We start from the raw sequence: 21,892 nt of genomic DNA, 5'->3' as shown, positions 1-21,892 counted from the left end.
TCACCGCCGGTGACTGCCACCGGGCGAACGGCGCAGCAACGCCCGTTACAGCCGCGCCGCCAGCCGCGCCCCCTGATCGATCGCACGCTTCGCATCGAGTTCGGCGGCCAGTTCCGCGCCGCCGATCAGGTGCACCGAGCGCCCGGCCGCCTGCAGCGGCGCGAGCAAAGCGCGCTGCGGCTCCTGCCCCGTGCAGAGCACGACCGTGTCGGCTTCGATCAATTCGTGATCGGTGCGCTGCTCGCCATACGACACGTGCAATCCGCGTGCATCGATCAGTTCGTAATTCACGCCGCCGATCATCTTCACCTGCTTCATCTTCAGCGTCGCACGGTGAATCCAGCCGGTCGTCTTGCCGAGGCCCTTGCCGAGCGGTGCGGCCTTGCGCTGCAGCAACGTCACCTCCCGTGCGGGCGCCGACACCCGCGCACGCGTCACACCGCCGCGCGTCGCGGCCGGGTCGGTCACGCCCCACTCGGCCTTCCACGCGTCCAGATCGAGCGCCGGCGACTCGCCGTCCTGTACCAGATATTCGGCGACATCGAAGCCGATCCCGCCCGCGCCCACCACCGCGACCCGCCGGCCGACCGGCTGCCTGCCCGCGAGCACGTCGATATAGCTGAGCACGTTCGGCCCGTCCTGCCCCGGAATCTTCGGGTCGCGCGGCGCGACGCCGGTCGCGAGCACGATTTCGTCGTAGCCGCCCGCGATCAGGTCGCTCGCGTCGACGCGGCGGTTCAGGTGCAGCTTCACGCCGGTCAACTCGACCTGCCGGCCGAAGTAGCGCAACGCTTCGTGAAACTCCTCCTTGCCCGGGATCCGCTTCGCCATGTTGAACTGGCCGCCGATCTCCGGCGCCGCGTCGAACAGGTCGACCTGATGGCCGCGCTGCGCGAGCACCGTCGAGCACGCGAGCCCGGCCGGCCCCGCGCCCACCACCGCGATGCGCTTCGACTGCGGCGCGGGCGTGTATTTCAGCTCCGTCTCGTGGCACGCACGCGGATTCAGCAGGCACGACGCGATTCGGTTCTTGAACGCATGATCGAGGCACGCCTGGTTGCAGCCGATGCACGTGTTGATTTCGTCGGCCCGGCCCTGCGCCGCCTTGACGACGAACTCGGGATCCGCGAGCAACGGGCGCGCCATCGACACCATGTCCGCGCAGCCGTCCGCGAGAATCTGCTCGGCCACTTCGGGCCGGTTGATCCGGTTGGTCGTCACGAGCGGAATGCCGACCTTGCCCTTCATCTTCTTCGTCACCCACGCAAACGCGCCGCGCGGCACCGACGTCGCGATCGTCGGCACGCGCGCCTCGTGCCAGCCGATCCCCGTGTTGATGATGGTCGCACCCGCGCGCTCGACCGCCTTCGCGAGCTGCACGGTTTCGTTCCAGTCGCTGCCATCCGGAATCAGGTCGAGCATCGACAGCCGGTAGATCAGGATGAAGTCGCGGCCAACCGCTTCGCGCGTGCGCTCGATGATCTCGATCGGCAAGCGGATGCGGTTCTCGTACGCACCGCCCCACTGGTCGCTGCGCTTGTTCGTATGCATCGAGATGAACTGGTTGATCAGGTAGCCTTCGGAGCCCATGATCTCGACGCCGTCATAACCGGCTTCGCGCGCCAGCTTCGCGCAACGCACGAACGCGCGGATCTGCCGCTCGACGCCGCGCGCGCTCAGTTCGTGCGGCGCGAACGGCGAGATCGGCGACTTGATCTTCGACGGCGCGACCGCGAACGGGTGATAACCGTAGCGGCCCGTATGCAGGATCTGCAGCGCGATCTTGCCGTCCTCCGCATGCACCGCATCCGTGATCTCGCGATGCCGGCGCGCGGCGGCCGACGTCATCAGCGTGCCGCCGAACGGCTTGGTCCAGCCGGCCACGTTCGGCGCGAAGCCGCCCGTCACGATCAGGCCGACGCCGCCGCGCGCGCGCTCGGCGAAATACTCGGCGAGGCGCGGCAGCGTCTTGCGGCTGTCCTCGAGGCCGGTATGCATCGAGCCCATCAACACGCGGTTCTTCAGCGTCGTGAAGCCGAGATCGAGCGGAGCGAGCAGGTGGGGAAAGGGGGTCGTCATGATGATTCGGCCAGTAAGCGATGCCTGCCATCGTAGGCGGGCGGCGCCTTGAACGTGAGGGGGCAAACAGCCATAATGCTTGTCATTTCCGGCCAAAACGACATGACCTCCCCGTCTCGCAAGGACCGCCTCGGGCTGCGCCGGCCGACGATTCCGGTCGCCTATACGCGCCTGCTGCTGCAGGCGCTGGCCGCACGCGGCGTCGATCTGGCCGCCGTGCGTGCCGGCACGGGCCTGCGCGACGCGGTGCTGGCCGAACCGGATGCGCGCGTCGCGCCGTCGCAATGGGGGCGGCTCGTGCTCAACGCGATCGAGATCGGCGGCGATCCGGGCATCGGGCTCGCGTTCGGGCTGCTGCTGAAGCCGACCGTGCACGGCTTTCTCGGCTATGCGACGCTGACCGCGCGGGACATCCGCGAAGCACTGTCGGTCACGCAGCGCTACTTCCGCATGCGCAATCGCCAGTACCGGCTGACCTATGCGGAAGACGAACGCGGCGCGACGCTCGAACTGCACGGCGTGCAGGCGAATCCCGTGCTGCAGCATCACGTGATGTTCGAATTCGTGCTGACGGGGCTCGCGCAGAACATCGCGCAATGGGCCGGTCGCCCGTCGCCGCCGATCAGGCTGCAATTCGCGTGGCCGGAGCCCGCGTATTTCGCGCGCTACCGCGATAAGTTGCCGCCGGTCGAATTCGGCTGCGCGGCCAATGCGCTGTGGGTCGCGCACGACGTGCTCGACTGGCCGCTGCCGCTCGCCGATGAAGTCGCGCACCGGCAGGCGCTCGTGCAGGTGGAACGCGAATATGCGCAGGTGCGGCAGGAGGAAGGCGATCTGGTCGAGCGGGTTCGCGCGGAGCTGGCGCGCGCCGCCGGCGAATACCCGGGGCCCGACATGCTCGCCGAGGCGCTGCTCGTGTCGACGCGCACGTTGCGGCGCCGGCTGGAGGAAGCCGGTTCGAGCTATCGGCAATTGCTCGACGAAGCGCGGTTTCGCGACGCGAAGCAGTTGCTCGCCGCGTCGGACCTCGACCTGAAGACGATCGCCGAGCGGCTGCAGTTCACCGACCCGGCGAATTTCACGCGCGCGTTCCGGCGGTGGGCCGGGCAAACGCCAAGCGCATACCGGGAAGCGGGTGCGGCGCGCGACTGATACGCAACCACTGGCGACACGAGACACCGTCCCGCGATTTCACCGGTACTGCGCGTCGCGTTCAGCTTGATCGTGTGGCCCGAGGTGCATGCCGCGACGAGCGCGCGACGTATCAGCAGCCGATATCAATCCGCGCCCCGCCGTCCCCCTCCCCAGCCTCGATACGCACGTCGCCCGTCGCGGCGGCGATCGCGTCGTACACGTCGTCCGTCACGCACACCACCGGCACCGCGATCGCATACAGCTCGGCGGCCACGATCGCGCCGATCGAGACGATCAGGTCGCGCTCCTTCAGCACGATCCCGACCGGCCCCGTGCCGTTGCGCACCGCTTCCGCGAGCACGCTGCTGCTCGAACTCGAGCCCTTCGCGTGCGGCATCACCATCACCTTGCCGGCAAGGCTCGCGCCGGCTTGCGGATGCCCACGATCGACGATCCTGCCCGCGCCCGAGTCGTAGCCGCCCCAGAAGCTCAGCGGCTTGTCGAGCACGAACGGACGCGCACACGCGCTGCCCGGCACGAGCGTGTCGCCCGCCAAGAACTTGCCCGTCGCTTCAGTCATCGAATCGCACCTTGCCTTCGTACGCGGACCGCACGCATTCGCGCATGCTGCCGTACGCGACCGTCACGCCGATGTTCGCGGGCGCATATGACGCCCACTTCCCCGAGTTGGTCATCACCAGCCCCGACAACTGCTTCATCACCGGCGTGATGTACGTGCAGGTATCAACGACGATCTGGATGCCGCGCGCGGCGAATTTCTCCGCGAGGCCGGCTTCTTCCAGTTCCCACAAAATGAAACGGCTCGTGTTCACGTAGAAATCGCAGGCCGGCTTGCCGTCGAAGGCGTCGAGCAATGTGTCGAGCGTGCGGAACTCGGCCAAAGACAAATGCGGCGTGCCGAGCGCGACCGCGACGAGCGCGTCGCCGGCCGCGGCGTGGTTCAGCGTGCGGCGAATCTCGTCGAGATCGGCCATCGTGATATCGACCGTGCGCTGCGCCGCGTGCCCATGCAACGCGGCGTCGAGCGTCGGCGCCTCCGGCGTCACGCCCACTGCATGGAACAGCGCGACGGCCCCGCTCGACGCGGCGGCCGCGCCGAGCGCCTTGAGTTCGTCCTCGGTGGTGTCCGCCGGCAGCCCGACGATCGCCGGCACGACCGCGCCCGCGATCTTGCCGACCGCCAGCCCGAGCGCGGCGAAATAGATGTCGCGCGACGGCAGGCCGCTGAAGTCCGGCGCATTGAACACGATCCGCGCGGCGCGGTTCGCGTCGACATGCAGCCCCGCATACGGCGCGCGCCCAGTGATCGCGGCGGCCAGGTCCAGAAAATCGCCGTAGCGGCTCGTGCGCGCGCCGAGCACCGAGTTCGCGAACACGATCGCATTCGATTCGGCCCACGCGATCTGCTCGCCCAGCGCGGGACGATGCTTCAGTTGATACGGCGCGCACGTGAAGCTCGATTCGCAGCCGAGCCGCAAATGCGCGTCCATCAGGCGCTGCGCATCGCGCTGGATCGTGCGGTCGCCGTGGTACAGCTCGGGATGGATCAGGTCGAGCGACCCGACGTTCAACGTGGTCGGCACCGCGACCTTCGCGCCCGTGTCGACGAAATAGTCGACGAAGTCGAGGCTCGTCTGGCCGTGATACAGACAGCCGTCGATATGGGCGGACGTAATGTCGATCAGGTGCGGCGCGGCCATGACTTGCGCGGTGCGCGCGACGATCCGCATCGCGCGCGCGACGCCGTCGCCGAAATCCCCGCGCAACATGGCGTCGTCGCGGTCACTCAACTGCAGCATCGGTTGCTCCTCGTGACGCGTGCCGGCGGCGGCGGCTGCGCGAAATCCGTCAGAGGACTCTACAACTGGAAATAAAAACTGTCCAGATTTTCACGAATCCGGACCCAAACAAAACCACTTTCAGCGAAATTCGGCGACCAAATCACATAATGGCTCGCATTCCGATCCAATTCCCCCTAACGCTCCGCAGTCAGGCTGAACAACTCGTCACGCAGCGCCTTCGCGCGATCGCGGCCGAACTGCGCGTCGAATTCGTCCTGCGCGGCCTGCCACGCAACTTTCGCCTGCGCGAACGTGCGCTCGCCGAGCTTCGTGAGATGGAGCGCATGCGCACGCGCATCGTGCTCGGATGCAGCCGTCGCGACGAAGCCATCGCGCTGCAACGGCTTCAGCGCGCGCAGCAAGGTCGTGCGATCCATCACGAGCGTGTCGGCGAGTTCGCTCATCAGCAGGCCGGGCCGGCGTTTGAGGTTCACCATGATCGAGAATTGGGCGGGCGTGACGCCAACCGGGGCCAGATGGCGTTCGTACAGTTGCGTGACGAAGCGCGCCGCCTGGCGCAGCGCGAGACAGTTGCACGCCTCGGAAATCGGAATGTCGTTCATGTTCCGGAATCTATATGTGCATATGCATAAAGTCAATGTACACTCCGCGGTAACAACGGCCGGCGGCCGGCCATCGCGTCAAGGAGACGGACATGGACTACATCGACAAGCTGCGGATCTTCCGGTCGGTGGTGGAGATGCGCAGCTTCACGCGCGCCGCCGACATGCACGGCCTCGCGCGGCCAGTCGTCTCGCGCGCGGTGGCCGATCTGGAGGCGCGTTTCGGCAGCCGTCTGCTGCACCGGACCACGCGCCAGGTGTCGCTGACCGAGACGGCCGAGCGCATCTACGAGCGTTGCGCGGCCGTGCTCGACGAGCTCGACGCGCTGGAAGTTCAAGCGCAGGCACACACGCGCGAGCCCGAGGGCCTGCTGCGCCTCGTCGCGCATACGACGGCCGCGCTGAACCGGCTCGTGCCGCTGATCGCCGGCTTCAAGGCCGCGCACCCGAACGTGCGCCTCGACGTCACGCTGACCGAGCGCCCTGTCGATCTGGTCGGCGAAGGCTACGACATCGGCATCGTCGTGCCGTACATGCTGACGAGCGAATCGACCGTCGTACGGCTGATCGAGCGCATTCCGGTCGTGATCGTCGCCACGCCTGCGTATCTGCACGCGCATGCGCGCCCCGAAAGCCCGGCCGACCTCGCCGATCATCCGTTCGTGCCGATCTCGCCGTCGCTGCGCCGCCCGGCGCTGTCCTTCCGCGTCGACGGCGACACGGTCACCGTGCCGTTCCGTTTCGACATCTCGTCGAACAGCCCCGTGTTCAACCGCGAAATGGTGATGCACGACTTCGGCATCGGCGTCGTCCCGAAAACGCTCGTCGAGGCCCAACTCGCGTCGGGCGCGCTCGTGCAGTTGCTGGAAGGCGCCGATCTCGTCGATGCGTTCGTCGAAATCAAGCTCGCGTACGCGAACCGCTCGCTGCTGCCCGCGAAGGTGAAGGCGTTCATCGACTACACGGCCGCGTATTGCGACCGCGAAGGCTGGAGCGTCCCGGCCGCGGCGTGACCGGGCGCGGGAACGCGCCTTTGCGACGCCGATTGGTACAGCCACGACACCAATCTGATCCTGTCCCGCCCCTCGCTTCGCGCCGCCCCGCCCCCTAACATGTGCACATGCACAAGACCACGCTCACCGATGACGATTGCTTCGCGGTCCGGCAAGCCGCCCGGCGAATCTCGCAGTTCTACGAGCGCTATCTGTCGCGGGCGGGCGTCACGCCGTCGCAGTACAGCATCCTCGCGCTGCTGCGCGAGCGGCCCGGCCTGACGATGGCGACACTGTCGAACGTGCTGGTGATCGAACGCACCGCGTTGCTGCGCGCGCTCAGGCCGCTCGTCGGCGCGGCGCTGGTGACGGGGCGGATCGAGCCGCCATGCCGCGGCCAGACGTTCGCGCTGACCGCGCACGGCGAAACCAAGGTGGCCGATGCGCACGTGCACTGGCTCGCCGCGCAGGAAGCGTTCGAGCGGTACTTCGGGTCGGCGCAGGCGGCCCGACTGAGAGACGAATTGTTCCGGATTACGCACAACCTGCCGGAACGCTAACCCCTTCCCCGATCGACACGACGACGTCGATCGTTTTGATCAGTGCATATACATAGGTGAATCGATGGATACGACTCAAGACGCTGCCTCGTCACGCGAAGCAGCCACAACCGAGCGGCCCGCGAAGCAACAACGCCGCGTGCCGTGGATGCGCATCGCGGCGGGCGCCGTCGTCGTCGTGGTCGCGGCTGCCGCGCTCGACTGGCTGTTCGTGCTGCGCTTCCAGGAAAGCACCGACGATGCGTACGTCGGCGGTGACGTGACGGTGCTCGCACCGAAGGTCAGCGGTTTCGTCGACAAGATCCTCGTGACCGACAATCAGCGCGTGAAGGCCGGCGACGTGCTCGTGCAGCTCGATGCGCGCGACTACGACGCGAAGCTCGCTCAGGCCAGCGCAGAAGTCGACAGCGCGCGCTCCGCCGTGACCGAACTCGAAGCGAAGCAGCAGCTGCAATTCGCGGTGATCGGTCAGCACGCGGCAGACAAGAATGCGTCGTCGGCCGAGTTGACGCGCGCGGCATCCGATCGCGTGCGCTATCGCGAACTCGTGAAGTCGGACGCCGTATCGAACCAGATCGTCGAGCGCGCGGACGCCGATTACTCGAAGGCCGGCGCGGCCGTCGAACGCAGCGACGCCGCGCTGCTCGCATCGAAGCGGCAGCTCGACGTGCTCGGCGCGCAACTCGCCGATGCGCGGGCCCGCGTGAACACCGCGCTCGCCGCGCAGCGCGTCGCGGCGCTCAACGTCGAATACACGACGATCCGCTCGCCGGTCGACGGCTACGTCGGCAACCGCACCGGCCGCGTCGGGATGCTCGCGAACGTCGGCGTGCCGCTGCTGACGGTCGTGCCGGCCTCCGGCCTGTGGATCGATGCGAACTTCAAGGAAGACCAGCTACGCAAGATGCGCGCGGGCGATCGCGTCGACGTCGCGCTCGATGCGTCGAGCACGCGCCTGCACGGCCGCGTCGACAGCCTCGCACCCGCGACCGGCGCGACCTTCAGCGTGCTGCCGCCCGAGAACGCGACCGGAAACTTCACGAAAATCGTCCAGCGCGTGCCCGTGCGCGTGCATCTCGATCCGCAGCCTGGCCTCGAGCACGTGCTGCGCCCCGGGCTGTCCGCGGTCGTGACCGTGCATACCGACCACAAGAACTGAGCGGGAGCCGACGATGACCACCGCGTTTTCCGGCGACCCCGCGTCGCAACCGACCAGGCAGCGCGTGTTCGCATTCGCGCTGATGTGCGTCGGCTTCTTCATGGCGACGCTCGACATCCAGATCGTCGCGTCGTCGCTGCGCGACATCGGCGGCGGGCTGTCCGCGAGCCAGGACGAATTGTCGTGGGTGCAGACGGCCTACCTGATCGCCGAGATCATCGTGATCCCGATGTCGGGCTGGCTGTCGAAGGTGATGTCGACGCGCTGGCTGTTCGCCGCGTCGGCCGTCGGCTTCACGATCACCAGCATGCTGTGCGGGCTCGCGTGGGACATCAACTCGATGATCCTGTTTCGCGGCATGCAGGGCGCGCTCGGCGCCGCGATGATCCCGACCGTGTTTACCACCGCGTTCGTGCTGTTCCCCGGCAAGCAGCGGCTGATCGCGTCGACGACCATCGGCGCGCTCGCGTCGCTCGCGCCGGCGATCGGCCCCGTGATCGGCGGCTGGATCACCGACCAATGGTCGTGGCACTGGCTGTTCTACCTGAACCTCGTGCCGGGCATCGCGGTAGCCGTGCTCGTGCCGCGCTACGTGCATATCGACGCGCCCGATCTCAGCCTGATCAAGCGCGGCGACTATCTCGGCATCGCGTTGATGTCCGGCTTCCTCGGCTGCCTCGAATACGTGCTCGAGGAAGGCCCGCGCAAGAACTGGTTCGGCGACGACGCGATCGTGATCTGCGCGTGGATCGCCGGCATCTGCGGCTTCCTGTTCATCGTGCATGCGCTGACCGCGAAAGACCCGATCGTCGACCTGCGCGCGCTCGCCGTGCGCAACTTCGGGATCGGCAGCCTGCTGTCGTTCGTGACCGGCATCGGGATTTTCGTGACCGTGTTCCTGACGCCGCTGTTTCTCGCGCAGGTGCGTGCGTTCAGCTCGTTGCAGATCGGCATCGCGCTGCTGTCGGTCGGCGCGTTCCAGTTGATCGCGTTGTGCGCGTATGCGTTCGCCGCGCGCTACTTCAGCATGCGTGCGCTGCTCGTGTTCGGGTTGATCTGTTTCGGCCTCGGCTGCTACCTGTACACGCCGATCACGCACGACTGGGGCTGGCGGGAGCTGCTGCTGCCGCAGGCGCTGCGCGGCATCGGCCAGCAATTCAGCGTGCCGCCGATCGTGACGATGGCGCTCGGCTCGCTGCCGCAGTCGCGGCTGAAATCGGCGAGCGGGTTGTTCAACCTGATGCGCAACCTCGGCGGCGCGATCGGTATCGCGGTGAGCGCGACGATGCTGAACGACCGGCTGAATTTTCACTATCTGCGGCTGAACGAGCACGTGAGCGCCGGCGAACCGCAGATCGCGTCGCTGCTCGACCGCCAGGCCGCGTACTGGGGATCGGTGGCCGGCAATACGCTGAATACCGCGCAGGCCGGGCTCGCGAACCTGCATCGGCTGATCTACCGAGAAGCGCTGACGCTGACTTATGCGGATGCGTACTATGCGCTGTCGCTGTGCTTCGTCGTCGCGCTGCTTGCCGTCGTGTTTTCCAAACCCATTACGTTGAACGCGCCGCCGCCGGACGCGCACTGAGGTCAAGGGATCGTCATCATGAAGAAGTTACTCGTCGCGCTGGCCGTCAGCGCATTCGCCGCCGGGTGTGCGGTGCAGCCCGCGCAGCATCCGGCGCTTCAGGATTCGGTTCGAACGCTCGCGCCTGATGGTTGGGATACCCATGTGCCGCGCGCGGATATCGACGCCGCCGCCTGGTGGGCGCAATTCCACGATCCCGTGCTGGACAAGCTGATCGCCGCGGTGCTCGACGGCAATCTCGATCTGCAAGCCGCGGCCGAACGCGTGAAGCAGGCGCAGGCGCTGACCGTGCAGAAGCGCGCGGTGCTGCTGCCCGAACTCGACGCGACCGCGCACGCGGCCGATGCGCGGCAGAACACGCCGCCGCCGCTCGGCTACGTGCGGCAGGCGGGCGCCGGGCTCGCGCTGAGCTGGTCGCCCGATGTATTCGGCGGAGAGCGGCTCGATCTGCTTGCTGCTCAAGCGGAGTTGGTCGGGCAAAAGCATGCGGAAGATGCGATGCGGCTCGCGCTTGCAGCCGATGCGGCATCCGCGTATGTCGATCTGCGCTGGGCGCAGCAGGAATTGAAGATCCTGCAGGACAACGCGAAAATCCGCCAGCATGCGCTTGAACTCACGCGCAAGCGGCAGGCGTTCGGGCTGTCGACGGAACTCGACGTGACGCGGGCGCAGAACCAGCTCGATGCACTCGAAGCCCGGATTCCGCCGACGCAGGCGCAGATTTCGCATCAGCTCAATCTGATTGCCGTGTATTCCGGGCGCACGCCGGAATCGGTCGATCGGCTCGTGCTGGCGCAGGCTGGCGAGATTCCCGCGCCGCCGGCGGGCGCGCCGGGGACGTTGCCTTCGCAAGCGTTGTTGCGGCGGCCGGATGTGCTGACTGCCTATGCTCAAGTTGAACGGCGTGCGGCACAAGTCGGCGTGGCGAAGGCCGAACGGTATCCGAAGTTTTCGTTGAACCTGACGGACGGGATTCTCGCGGCTTCGTATCTCGGGTTGCCGACGTTGACCGATAACCTGTTCAGCGCGGCGCTGAGTGCGACGAGTCCGATCTTCAACGCGGGACGGATTACCGCCGATATCTCGCAGAGCGAAAGCCGGATGCGCGAATCGGAACTCGGGTTACGACAGACGATGCTGCAAGCGTTGCGGGAAGTCGAGGATGCGCGCGCCAATCTCGTCAGTTCCGATGAGGCGACGCGGCGACTCGATAGTGCATTGGCGGCTTCCGATAAAGCGCTTGGGTTGGCGAATCAGCTTTATAAGGGCGGTGCGACGGATTTTCTGGATGTGCTGTCGGCGCAGGAGGTATATCTGCGCGATTCGGATTCGCTTAATCAGGTCAGGCGCGAACATGCGCTGGCGGCGGTGGCGCTTTATCGGTCGCTTGGGGGTGGGTGGAGCAGGAATGGTGCGGCGGGTGGGCCGGAGGTGGAAGCCGTCGCGAAGAATTGAAGCCGATGCCTGATACGGATGCAGGCCGCGTCGACGGCCCGCACCGTTACTCAAGCACGGCGCGGTGGTTATCCGGCATCGGCCAGCGGTAGCCGATCACTTCGTTCAGCGGGTACGCGAGTTCGCGGACTTCTTCCAGTTGATTGCCGCCGAACAGGTGGACGTGTTCGGCGTCGTGACGCAGGTAGAAACCGACGTGCCCTTTCCAACTCGTCGGGTCGTCACGCGTCAGGATCGCGATGCAGCCGTACACCGGACGCTCCAGCGGTTTGCCCCATTCCAGCCACGAGCGTGCGAGCGCGGAGCCGGTGCCGCGGAATCCGGCGTGCGCCATGCACCAGTTCACGAACGACGAGCACCAGGAAATCTTGTCGTCGTAGCCGACCAGGTTCGTCTGGTTGTTGTATTCGACGATGCGTGCGTTGATGCTGCCCGGCGGATGTCGGCGGATGCCGCGTTCGGCCAACGCGACGAGCATCCAGGGTGGGTGGGCGGCTTTCACTTTGCTCTCAGGGTTTGATAGGGTCACGTCGTTCTCGGGAACGTGTCGGGGTTGTTTCGCTCAATCTTCGCACGAATATCGCGAATCCACGACGCCCTTCATAGATTACGATTTCCGTCGACTCCCCCCGTATCATGGAGGCAGAGCCCTCGACTCCCTGCCCGCCATGCGCATCACGCCTCTCCCGCCCCTGCAGTGCCTCGTCGCGTTCGAAGCCGCCGTGCGGCACGCGAGTTTCACGAAAGCCGCCGCGGAACTGCACCTGACCCAAAGCGCGATCAGCCGCCAGATCCAGCAGCTCGAGGAATTCCTCGGCCGCTCGCTGTTCGTTCGCGAACACCGTTCGCTGCGGCTGACGATCGCCGGCGAACAATACGCGGCGCAGGTCCACCATCTGCTCACGCAATGCGCGGAAGCCACGCACAACGTGATGAAGCCGTACGGCGATCTCGAGCTGACGATCGCGTGCTCATCCGGTGTCGCACTGCTGTGGCTCACGCCGCGGCTACCGAACTTTCGCGCCACGTATCCGAACATCAAGCTGCGCCTGATCGTGCGCGATAGTCTTGCATCGATGTCGCCCGCGGAATTCGACGTCGGCGTCTACTACGTGCGCCAGCAGGCGCCGGCCGAATACACCGCGCGCCGGCTGTTCGACGAAGAAGTGTTCCCCGTCTGCGCGCCCGGCTATCTGGCCGGCCGCACGCTCGACGCGGCCGATCTCGCGAACGAAACGCTGCTGCGCCTCGAAGACGGCCAGCGCCAATGGATGTCGTGGTCCGAATGGTTCGACCTGAACGACGTCGACAGGCAGAAAGCGCAGCCGCAGGACATCACGATCAACTCGTATCCGCAGATCGTGCAGATGACGATTCTCGGCCAGGGCGTGTCGCTCGGCTGGCGCTACATGATCGACGCATGCATCGAGGCCGGGCTGCTCGTGCGCGTGACGGCAGCGTCCGCGAGCCACGGCGGCGGCTATTACGTGATCTCGCCGAACGACCGCGCGCAGAACCAGGCCGCCCGCCTGTTCACACGCTGGCTGTTCGAACAGGCGGAGCAGCAGACCGGGGCCTGAATGCCCCGAACGCCCGAGCACGACGCATGCGTGCAGCGCATGCCTGCATGCGAATCTTTCGTTTCAGAAAAAAATCCGGCTCTCCTTAGTATGGGATTCAAGCGGGGCAGCCGTCCCGTCTTCTGACCAAGGAAGAGACCATGCAAGGAACGCTTTCCCCGCGCGCCGCGCCTTCCGTCGATGCGGCGGTGCAACAGCGCCGCCGCGCCATCGTCGCGACCGTCATCGGCAACGGCCTCGAATGGTTCGACTTCACCGTCTACAGCTTCTTCGCGGTGATCATCGCGAAGCTGTTCTTCCCGACCGGCAACGAACTGACGTCCGTACTGCTCACCGTCGCGACGTTCGGCGTGGGCTTCTTCATGCGGCCGGTGGGCGGCATCGTGCTCGGCGTCTATGCCGACAAGGTCGGACGCAAGGCCGCGCTGTCGCTCACGATCCTGCTGATGGCGGCCGGCACCGCGCTGATCGGGATCGCGCCGACCTACGAACAGGCCGGCATCGCCGCGCCGCTGATGATCGTCGTCGCGCGGCTGCTGCAAGGCTTCTCGGCCGGCGGCGAGATGGGCGGCGCCACCGCGTTCCTCACCGAATACGCGCCGCCGGAGAAGCGCGCGTATTACTCGAGCTGGATCCAGTCGAGCATCGGCTTCGCGGTGCTGCTCGGTGCGGCGACCGGCACGTTCGTCACGACGTCGCTCGACACGCAGGCGCTGCATAGCTGGGGCTGGCGGCTGCCGTTCCTGCTCGGGATCATCGTCGGGCCGGTCGGTTACTTCATTCGCAGCCATATCGACGAGACGCCCGCGTTCAGCGCCGTCGAATCGCAGGCGAAGGAAAGCTCGCCGCTGAAGGAAGTGCTGCACACCTACCCGCGCGAAACGTTCGCGAGTTTCTCGATGGTCATCCTGTGGACCGTCTGCACATACGTGCTGCTGTTCTACATGCCGACCTATTCCGTGCGCACGCTGCATCTGCCGCAATCGACCGGCTTCACGGCCGGCATGGTCGGCGGGCTGATGATCATGTGCTGCTCGCCGATCGTCGGGCGACTCGCCGACGCGTGGGGACGGCGCGTGTTCCTGTCCGGCTCGGCGCTCGCGATCCTCGTGCTCGCGTGGCCGATGTTCTCGTGGATCAACCATGCGCCCGGGTTCGCGTCGCTGATCGTGTTCCAGGCCGTGTTCGGCGTGCTGATCGCGACCTATACGGGGCCGATCCTCGCGGCGTTCGCGGAGCTGTTTCCGACCAAGGTGCTGTCGACCGGGTTGTCCGTGGCGTACAACTTCGCGGTGACGATCTTCGGCGGGTTCGCGCCGTTCCTGATCACGTGGCTCATCGCCCGCACCGGCAGCAACATGGCGCCCGCGTTCTACGTGATGCTCGCGGCGGCCGTCAGTTTCGTCGGTACGCGCTTCGTGAAGGATGCGAAGCGCGCGACTTCCGCGACTCGATAAGGACTTTTTCTCCATGACCATTACCGTACTTCAAGGCGGCAACGTGCTCGACCTCGAACGAGGCGTGTTGCTCGAACATCATCATGTCGTGATCGAAGGAGAGCGGATCGTCGAAGTCACTGATCGGCCGGTGGATTTGCCGAATGCGCAGGTGATCGACGTGCGCGGCAAGACCGTGATGCCCGGGTTCATCGATTGCCATGTGCATGTGCTGGCGTCGAATGCGAACCTGGGCGCGAATGCGACGCAGCCGAATATTCTCGCGGCGATTCGGTCGCTGCCGATTCTCGATGCGATGTTGTCGCGTGGGTTTACCAGTGTGCGGGATGCGGGGGGCGCGGATTGGAGCCTGATGCAGGCGGTCGAGACGGGGCTGATTCCGGGGCCGCGGATTTTTCCGTCGGGGAAGGCGCTGTCGCAGACCGGCGGGCATGGGGATTTCCGGCCTCGCGGCGATGTGCTGGAGCCCTGCTCCTGCTGTTTCAGGACGGGGGCGATTGCGCGGGTCGTCGATGGTGTTGAAGGCGTGCGGCTCGCCGTGCGCGAGGAGATTCAGAAAGGCGCGACGCAGATCAAGATCATGGCGTCAGGCGGCGTGGCTTCGCCGACCGATCCGATTGCGAACACGCAGTATTCGGAGGACGAGATTCGGGCGATCGTCGATGAGGCTGAGGCCGCGAATACTTATGTGATGGCGCATGCGTATACGGGGCGGGCGATTGCGCGGGCTGTGAGATGCGGCGTGCGGACGATCGAGCACGGGAATCTCGTGGATGAAGCGGCCGCGGCGCTCATGCATGAGCGGGGGGCGTTCGTGGTGCCGACGCTCGTGACTTATGACGCGCTGGCGAAACATGGAGCGGAGTTCGGGATGCCGGCGGACTCCATCGCGAAGGTGGCTTCCGTGCAGCAGAAAGGACGCGAGTCGCTCGAGATTTATGCAAAGGCCGGTGTGAAGATGGGGTTCGGGTCGGATCTGCTCGGCGAAATGCACGCGTTTCAGTCTGGGGAGTTCCGGATTCGGGCGGAAGTGCTTGGGAATTTGGAAGCGCTCAGGTCGGCGACGACGGTGGCGGCGGAGATCGTCAATATGACCGGGCAGCTTGGGGTGGTTGCGGTGGGGGCGATTGCCGATCTCGTCGTACTGGATGGGAATCCGCTCGAAGATATCGGAGTCGTTGCCGATGAAGGCGCGCGGGTCGAGTATGTGTTGCAGCGGGGAACGGTTGTGAAGCGGCGAGCCAGCGGGCGGTGATGTGACGCCATTCGGTAGTTTCGGCAGGCGCGGTGCGTCCTCACGGGCCTTGCAGTCGTGACAGTTGTTGACGATCGCTATCGGTGTAAGTCGCGGCGTTCGCGACAATGGCCGGGGCGGTGTCGCCCCGGCGGTCAAGCGCATTCGGAAACGCTTGCGTCCCAGTCGCTAGAGCCGCATCAAGCGGCCCCTGCAGGCGTCATAGCGGCGACGGTCCGCGGTCAGGATCGTGTACATGACTGCTCTCGCAGGCCCACCTGACGCCCGGCGAGTTCAAGCAGCGGTATTGTTCAACTGAAGTAGCAGACGCCATTCCCCAAAGATTGAAATGGCCCGAAGAATTCAGGCAGGTTAGGATGCCGCGACGGCCTGCGGTGTATGGAATTTTTTCCGGGCCAATTGACCAGCGGCGGAACGGCTGTCAACGGTATCCCAACCACGAACTACGAAGGGACCGGCATGCCTGCATTGGAGGCAAAGGAACTTGTCCAGCGTGTAAGCAGACACACAGTTGGCGGGGATACTGTCAACCGGAACGATTTGATAACTTTTAACTGGAACGATACCGCCTAAGCAGTTGGACTCTATTAGCAGCGATTCGATGTTTTTTTGAATGGACGATCTAGAAATTCTTCGATGATGGATAAATCATATTACGCTTGCAACGTTATAAGAAATACGTTAACAATACGAAAAGCATTGGGAATCGCCATGTGATGAACGTCGATGCACTCTCTTCGATGGTATGTACTTCGACGTTTGCAATTCGCCTTTAGCAGTGGACATTCAATCTGACAATCTCGAAATTTCCTTGATGCCAATGTTAAAGGACGCCCTATTTAAGGCTGCATGACACTGGGGGAGTTTTAGATGAACGAAGCAACAATCTCAGTTTTTCAGTCCATAAAATTCTTTGCATTCCTACATACCATATCGCATGAAGCTGGCACGCGCGAGCTGTTGAAACGGTCTACAAGTGTGGAGTAGCTACGCAACATTCCACGCTGTTCGTCAAGGTGACTGACGTGAACTACCGCAGCTCGACGACCTTTCGGATCGCTTTAGGGCTGGCTCGGCAATTCCGAGCCTGGGTGGGGTCGGCACCACGCCGTCACGGCAAGTTGTGTGCGGACAAGAACTAAGGATTTTCTCGCAGCCGAAACAATTTGAAGCGGTGAAGCATCAAAGACCCGTATTGCACATCTTTGCCTTAGTGCGGCGATCAATTCTGGCGACAGAGTTGTGCTGCCGGACTCGCTCTCATTTTGCCTATAGATTCCGATAAATATCGCATCAGATTGGATTCGCGGCCTCCATATTAAATTTTACGCAGTTAAATTTCCAAACAAAACCGTACGGGGAAAAATGAAAAAATTGCTAGCAGTTGCGCTTCCCATCATAAACTTAACACTCCAAAGTAATATGCTGCTGGCGCAAACTTTGCCTACGATCAATATCAACTCATCCCGCACTTATTTTAATTCGAGTTCGTCCGATTTCGCGGGGGATATCGGACCTCCGGCAAAAGGACCTTCAGTATTCGGGGTTGCCTATTTGCCGGTGAGTCCGCGAATGGAATGCGAATTCACAAGGTCTCTTCGAGATCAATTGACGAATTGCAACTTCGCAAATCCTCCCCACATCGGCATTTTTCGCTATAAAGATAATAAAATTGCAAAGAAAGACCCATTCACGAAAAACGTTTGGCTGGAGCCTGATCGCAACGTAATGCAAAATGGTTGCGGACCGGCGAGTGGATGGTTGAAGCATATCATTCCCAATGCGCCGATGGGCTTTGATTTTACACAAGCCTGCAATAATCACGATGTTTGCTATGGAAGCCGGATTAACAAAGGCGAATGCGACAGACTTTTCCGTGATGAAATGTATAGGCAATGCGGAGGGTCGGGGGCTTGCAAGGAAGTAGCGAATCAGTACGCCAATGCAGTAGAGGCTTTCGGCGCCGGACCTTACCAGGAGGCTGTCGACCAATATTTTTGTGCTCTGTTCGGTTGGATGCGCGGCAATGTTGGGAGATATTACGGTGCAAGCTTGTGCATAGTCAAGTAAAATCCAGCCAATTGATTTATTGATACTGAGGTCCAGCCATGGCAAATTTTTGGAAAATTGCGGTCTTGATAGTCTTGGTGGTCATTGGGTATTCCAGCTATAAGAGCCAAGTCGACACTGCACGCGATAAAGGTGAGGATGTTAATCAGCGGGCCGACAATGAGGCGTCAAGCCCTTATCAAATTAACAAGTCAAAAACCTTCGATTCTCCGGGGATTGCGATTCCGCAAAAATTCCAATTCGCAGATGCCGTCATGCCTATCAAAGCCAAGAACGACGAGGAGTTGCGAAATTCGTATGGCGGCACCGATCGCTTGACGATGGATGAATTTTACAAAAAATTCGATCAAAATATTATTTCATTTAAAAGTCAAGATCAATACGATTGGCTCGTAAAGAATGGCTATCCAATGCCTGAGGAAGTTGTGGCCGGATATAAAATGAGCATCGATGATTTGGGAAAGCTTGTCGATGAGGGAAATGTGAAGGCAAGTTATTTTTATCTGATGCGAGAGGTTTATAACGTCGACAGCGCCGTTCGACTTGATAGAACCAATAAAGGCGGAATTGGAAGTCCTTGGTCAAAAAGGTATGTGGCGGCGGAGAATGCCATAATGAAAAGTGGCTCGCCATTCACCGGTTATATGCTGGCTGCCAGGGAATTTTCTAACGGCAAAGCACCTGAAAGTGTTTATGCTGGCTATGCGCTGGCAAGCATTATGGGCGATGCGCGTGCCCTAAATGCAATGTCTAACGCCCCTGAAATGAATATGCGATCTTTTGTGTCAATTCTAACATCAAATATAAATTCAGTTCGCGCTGAAAATCCAAATGCATTCGCGGGTAAGGCTCATGAATTTCCCGATCGATATTCCGTTGGCGTCTCACCTTAAAGCGAGCGGAACAACCTGAACATGCGCTGCGAAGCAACATTATGGCCTGTCAGGAATTTCGTGTTCGATGCATATGATGCTCTCAAGGGAAATGTATGCCTCGCAAACCTAAAGCCAAACCAGCGGATCTATCCAGCTATTCCCGCCGAATTGCTGGAGCGATTCGACAATTGCGCAACGGGGAGGCAACGAAAATACCAACGGCCTACGGCGCCAGTTTCTGCCCAAGGGTGCCGACCTGTCAGGCGTCCCCCAGATGCAGCTGAACGACATTACCAAACTGATGAACAGCCTCCCTCGCCAAAATCCTCACAGGAAAACCCCTGAAGAAGCTATGGCGATGGAATTGGCTGCCGCAGGATTGGCTAAACGTTGCACTTGATTCTTGGGACTACCCCCTACTCATCCACCTTAAAAGCCGAAACCAACTGGGTCAATTCCGCCGCCTGCTGCTTCAAACTCTCCGCCGCAGCCGCGCTTTCCTCGACCAAAGCCGCATTCTGCTGCGTCATCTGATCGAGCGACTGCACCGCATCCCCGATCTGATCGATCCCGGCACTCTGCTCCAGGCTAGCCTCTGCAATCTCGCTCATCATCGCGCTAACGCCCTGAACCTGCGAGACAACATCGCTCATCACCTTCCCCGCCTCACTCACTAGCCGCGACCCGGCACCCACCGTCCCCGCGCTATGCTCGATCAGCGATTTGATCTCCTTCGCCGCCTGCGCGCTACGCTGCGCCAGATTCCGCACCTCCGAGGCAACGACAGCAAACCCACGCCCCTGCTCCCCCGCCCGAGCCGCCTCCACCGCGGCATTCAACGCCAGAATATTCGTCTGAAACGAGATACTGTCGATCATCACGATGATCTCGGAGATCCGCTGCGAAGCGTCACTGATCTGCTCCATCGTCGTCACGACCTCGCCCACCACCTGCCCCCCGCGCGCCGCCGTATCCGCCGCGCCGTTGATCATCTTCGCAGCCGTCGTCGCCGTCTCGGTGTTGTTGCGCACCACGGCCGTGATCTCTTCCATCGACGAAGCCGTCCGCTCCAGGTTGCTCGACTGCCCTTCGGTACGCTCGCTCAGATCAGCATTCCCCGAAGCAATCTGCGCCGACCCGGTCGCAATCGACGCCGAAGCCGCACGAATCCGATGAACCAGCGTCGACAGCGACGACACGAACCGGTTGAACGCATCCGACAACTGCCCGATTTCGTCCTGGCTCTCAACCGTCATGCGGCGCGTCAAATCACCCTGGCCGCTGGCAATTTCCGACAGCAGCGTCGCCGCGCGGCGAATCGGCGCAGCAATCGCACGCCCCACCAGCCAGATCACGAGCAACGCAACCCCAAGCCCCACCACCGCCGCGACCAGCGCCGCGCTGCGAATCGCACGCGTCACCGGCCCGAGCAGTTCGGCCTGCGGCACCTGAACGACCACATACGCATTCAGCTCCGGAATGAACGACGTCGCGATGAAGCGCGCGCCGCCATCACCCTCGTAGCTCAGGTACGCATACGGCTTGCCCACAAGCAACGTCGCCGACGCATCACCCGGCAGGCCCGGCTCATCCTTCAGGAAATGCTTGCCGTCGATCAGCGATGTATCGCGATGCATCATGATCGCGCCGTCGGGACGCACGAGATACGCGAACCCGCTCTCGCCGATCCGGTAAGCCGAGATACCCTTCGCGAGCGCATCAACGGACAGGCTCATGCTTGCCGCGCCAACCGGCACGCCGTCGAGTTCCACGCGGCTGTTGATGAACATCATGTATCCGCCGACGGTCACTTCGCGATCCATGTTCACGTCGTACGCCTTGCCGGACGACAGGAAGCTGGTCAGCCACTGATCCTTGTCGGTCACCTTCCGCTGCAGGCCGGCTTCGTTGTAGTAGTTGCCGCTCTTCACCGACACCCACTGCACGGACGCGGCCTTCTGCTCGTCCTTCACGTTCTTCGCGAGCTGAATCCAGTTGCGCGTGCCGGCATCGGGTTCGCCGTCGGCTTCCCATTGCAGCAGGAACGCATCGCGCGCGAGAATGCGCGACGCGGCGATCGGGCCGGCCATCTGGCGCTGCACGTCGGCGCGAATGCCGTTCACGGCGGTCGGCAACTCTTCGCGGACGACGCGATCGCGCACCGCGTTGCCGATCAGTCGAACGCTGAGCCCACTCGAAATCGCGACGAACACGAGCAGGCAACTCGTCATGCTGAGAATCAGCTTGTTCTGAATGGAAAGCTTGCGCCAGAAATGCATGGGGAACCCTCGATAACCGCTCGGTCTGAGCCAGATTGGGTTATCGGCAGGCGGGCGCAGAAACGCATCGCTGATTTCAGATAGCGATCATTCGAGATCCGTTATGTCGTCGATGGGCGGGCATATGCGGCCGCCTATATAGGCAGAAACGGCGCAACCTGAACGCCAATCAATACGCGACGGAAATCGTCATGCGCCGGTTTAGCGCGCTTGAAGCAGCATCGTTACCCGCGACGAGCATTGAAAACCCGCCACGATCGCCCGCGTCAGGTCAGAACTCCATATCGAGTTCGTCGATGTCTTCGTGCTCGGCCTTCGCCGCGTCGATCCACTCGGCGACGAACGGGTGCGCGAGCACCTGCATGCAGTACTCAGCGACGTCCGGTTCGAGCTTCACGTCATAGGTCAAAAAACGCGTGACGACCGGCGCATACATCGCGTCGGCGATGCCGATCTCGTCCCCGAACAACCATGGGCCGCCGTACTCGGCCAGGCACTCGCGCCAGATCGTCACGATCCGCTCGATGTCGTGCTGCGCGCGCGACCAGATCCGGAAGCCGGGGAAATGCCCGCGCAGGTTCATCGGCAGCGCGGATCGCAAGGCGCTGAAGCCGGAATGCATTTCGCCGCAGATCGACCGGCAATGCGCGCGAGCATGGCGTTCGTCGGGAAGCAGCCGCGCCTGCGGCCTGATCTCGTTCAGGTATTCGGCGATCGCGAGCGTGTCCCACACCGCGTTGCCGTCGTGCGTGAGGCACGGCACGAGGATCGACGGCGACAGCAGCAGCAGCTCCGCGCGCGAAGCGGCATCGATCGGCACGCTGATCGTCTCGAACGCGAGCCCGCTCAGCTTCGCGAGCAACCAGCCGCGCATCGACCACGACGAGTAATTGCGGCTGCTGATGGTCAGCGTCGTCCGTGCGTTGGATTCCATGTCGCTCACCCTGCTGAATGTCGTTCGTGCCCCTGCACCGTAAACGGACG

The 21,892-nt window shown here is 63.1% G+C and carries 19 protein-coding genes; 12 read left to right on the top strand and 7 right to left on the bottom strand.

The window, feature by feature from the left end; translation table 11 throughout:
* Nucleotides 1-45: 45 nt before the first annotated feature.
* Nucleotides 46-2,079, bottom strand: a complete 2,034-nt coding sequence (locus tag CFB52_RS18870) for an NADPH-dependent 2,4-dienoyl-CoA reductase (RefSeq protein WP_059575320.1) — start codon at nt 2,077-2,079, stop codon at nt 46-48.
* A gap of 75 nt (nt 2,080-2,154) precedes the next feature.
* Between CFB52_RS18870 and CFB52_RS18865 the strand changes: the two genes are divergently transcribed.
* Nucleotides 2,155-3,231, top strand: a complete 1,077-nt coding sequence (locus CFB52_RS18865) for an AraC family transcriptional regulator (protein WP_099317178.1) — start codon at nt 2,155-2,157, stop codon at nt 3,229-3,231.
* Between the two features lie 112 nt (nt 3,232-3,343).
* On the opposite strand, the gene CFB52_RS18860 is transcribed toward CFB52_RS18865, so the two are convergent.
* The 3 genes from CFB52_RS18860 to CFB52_RS18850 form a co-directional block, all read right to left on the bottom strand.
* A complete protein-coding gene (locus CFB52_RS18860) occupies nt 3,344-3,793 on the bottom strand; it encodes an aconitase X swivel domain-containing protein (RefSeq protein ID WP_099317177.1) in 450 nt (149 codons plus the stop codon).
* The gene (locus CFB52_RS18855; protein WP_099317176.1) at nt 3,786-5,033 is read right to left on the bottom strand and encodes an aconitase X; all 1,248 of its coding nucleotides are present in this window, start codon (nt 5,031-5,033) and stop codon (nt 3,786-3,788) included. Before CFB52_RS18855 ends, CFB52_RS18860 begins: the two co-directional genes overlap by 8 nt.
* A gap of 176 nt (nt 5,034-5,209) precedes the next feature.
* Nucleotides 5,210-5,638 (bottom strand): MarR family winged helix-turn-helix transcriptional regulator, encoded by a 429-nt coding sequence (locus CFB52_RS18850; RefSeq protein WP_060967826.1) that lies wholly within the window; start codon nt 5,636-5,638, stop codon nt 5,210-5,212.
* A 92-nt stretch (nt 5,639-5,730) separates the two neighbouring features.
* On the opposite strand from CFB52_RS18850, the gene CFB52_RS18845 reads away from it, so the two are divergent.
* The 5 genes from CFB52_RS18845 to CFB52_RS18825 all read left to right on the top strand — a co-directional run bounded on the left by CFB52_RS18845 (nt 5,731) and on the right by CFB52_RS18825 (nt 11,392).
* Complete coding sequence (locus CFB52_RS18845) at nt 5,731-6,651, top strand: LysR family transcriptional regulator (RefSeq protein WP_059575302.1); 921 nt, start codon at nt 5,731-5,733, stop codon at nt 6,649-6,651.
* A gap of 107 nt (nt 6,652-6,758) precedes the next feature.
* Nucleotides 6,759-7,190 (top strand): MarR family winged helix-turn-helix transcriptional regulator, encoded by a 432-nt coding sequence (locus CFB52_RS18840; RefSeq protein WP_059575300.1) that lies wholly within the window; start codon nt 6,759-6,761, stop codon nt 7,188-7,190.
* 64 nt (nt 7,191-7,254) lie between these two features.
* Nucleotides 7,255-8,349, top strand: coding sequence for an HlyD family secretion protein (locus tag CFB52_RS18835; RefSeq protein WP_059575297.1), 1,095 nt, complete (start codon nt 7,255-7,257; stop codon nt 8,347-8,349).
* A 13-nt stretch (nt 8,350-8,362) separates the two neighbouring features.
* Entirely contained in the window at nt 8,363-9,937 is a 1,575-nt protein-coding gene (locus CFB52_RS18830; protein ID WP_059575295.1) for a DHA2 family efflux MFS transporter permease subunit, read from the top strand.
* 18 nt (nt 9,938-9,955) lie between these two features.
* Nucleotides 9,956-11,392: an efflux transporter outer membrane subunit gene (locus CFB52_RS18825; RefSeq protein WP_099317175.1), complete on the top strand. Its 1,437-nt coding sequence runs from the start codon at nt 9,956-9,958 to the stop codon at nt 11,390-11,392.
* Nucleotides 11,393-11,438: 46 nt separating this feature from the next.
* Here CFB52_RS18825 and CFB52_RS18820 read toward each other — a convergent pair whose 3' ends face one another.
* Nucleotides 11,439-11,870 carry a TIGR02594 family protein gene (locus CFB52_RS18820; protein WP_180278265.1) on the bottom strand — a complete coding sequence of 144 codons (432 nt, stop codon included), beginning with the start codon at nt 11,868-11,870 and terminating at the stop codon, nt 11,439-11,441.
* A gap of 190 nt (nt 11,871-12,060) precedes the next feature.
* On the opposite strand from CFB52_RS18820, the gene CFB52_RS18815 reads away from it, so the two are divergent.
* From CFB52_RS18815 to CFB52_RS35400, 6 genes are all read left to right on the top strand, one after another.
* Complete coding sequence (locus CFB52_RS18815; RefSeq protein ID WP_099317173.1) at nt 12,061-12,972, top strand: LysR substrate-binding domain-containing protein; 912 nt, start codon at nt 12,061-12,063, stop codon at nt 12,970-12,972.
* Between the two features lie 140 nt (nt 12,973-13,112).
* A complete protein-coding gene (locus CFB52_RS18810) occupies nt 13,113-14,429 on the top strand; it encodes an MFS transporter (RefSeq protein WP_099317172.1) in 1,317 nt (438 codons plus the stop codon).
* A 13-nt stretch (nt 14,430-14,442) separates the two neighbouring features.
* Entirely contained in the window at nt 14,443-15,684 is a 1,242-nt protein-coding gene (locus CFB52_RS18805; RefSeq protein WP_099317871.1) for an amidohydrolase family protein, read from the top strand.
* A gap of 1,365 nt (nt 15,685-17,049) precedes the next feature.
* Nucleotides 17,050-17,754, top strand: a complete 705-nt coding sequence (locus tag CFB52_RS34280) for a phospholipase A2 (RefSeq protein ID WP_144029750.1) — start codon at nt 17,050-17,052, stop codon at nt 17,752-17,754.
* A 38-nt stretch (nt 17,755-17,792) separates the two neighbouring features.
* Nucleotides 17,793-18,647, top strand: a complete 855-nt coding sequence (locus CFB52_RS34275; RefSeq protein WP_144029749.1) for a hypothetical protein — start codon at nt 17,793-17,795, stop codon at nt 18,645-18,647.
* A gap of 256 nt (nt 18,648-18,903) precedes the next feature.
* A complete protein-coding gene (locus tag CFB52_RS35400; protein ID WP_373680968.1) occupies nt 18,904-19,029 on the top strand; it encodes a hypothetical protein in 126 nt (41 codons plus the stop codon).
* A gap of 16 nt (nt 19,030-19,045) precedes the next feature.
* On the opposite strand, the gene CFB52_RS18800 is transcribed toward CFB52_RS35400, so the two are convergent.
* Both CFB52_RS18800 and CFB52_RS18795 read right to left on the bottom strand, forming a co-directional pair.
* On the bottom strand, nt 19,046-20,908 hold the full coding sequence (locus CFB52_RS18800; RefSeq protein ID WP_099317171.1) for a methyl-accepting chemotaxis protein: 1,863 nt from the start codon (nt 20,906-20,908) through the stop codon (nt 19,046-19,048).
* A gap of 271 nt (nt 20,909-21,179) precedes the next feature.
* Complete coding sequence (locus tag CFB52_RS18795) at nt 21,180-21,842, bottom strand: glutathione S-transferase family protein (protein WP_099317170.1); 663 nt, start codon at nt 21,840-21,842, stop codon at nt 21,180-21,182.
* Nucleotides 21,843-21,892: the final 50 nt, after the last annotated feature.

The organism is Burkholderia sp. AU18528 (genome assembly GCF_002223215.2).
GTDB classification, from domain to species: domain Bacteria; phylum Pseudomonadota; class Gammaproteobacteria; order Burkholderiales; family Burkholderiaceae; genus Burkholderia; species Burkholderia semiarida.
The sequence above is the reverse complement of the archived record's forward strand: the minus strand, read 5'-3'. Positions and strand labels throughout refer to the sequence as shown.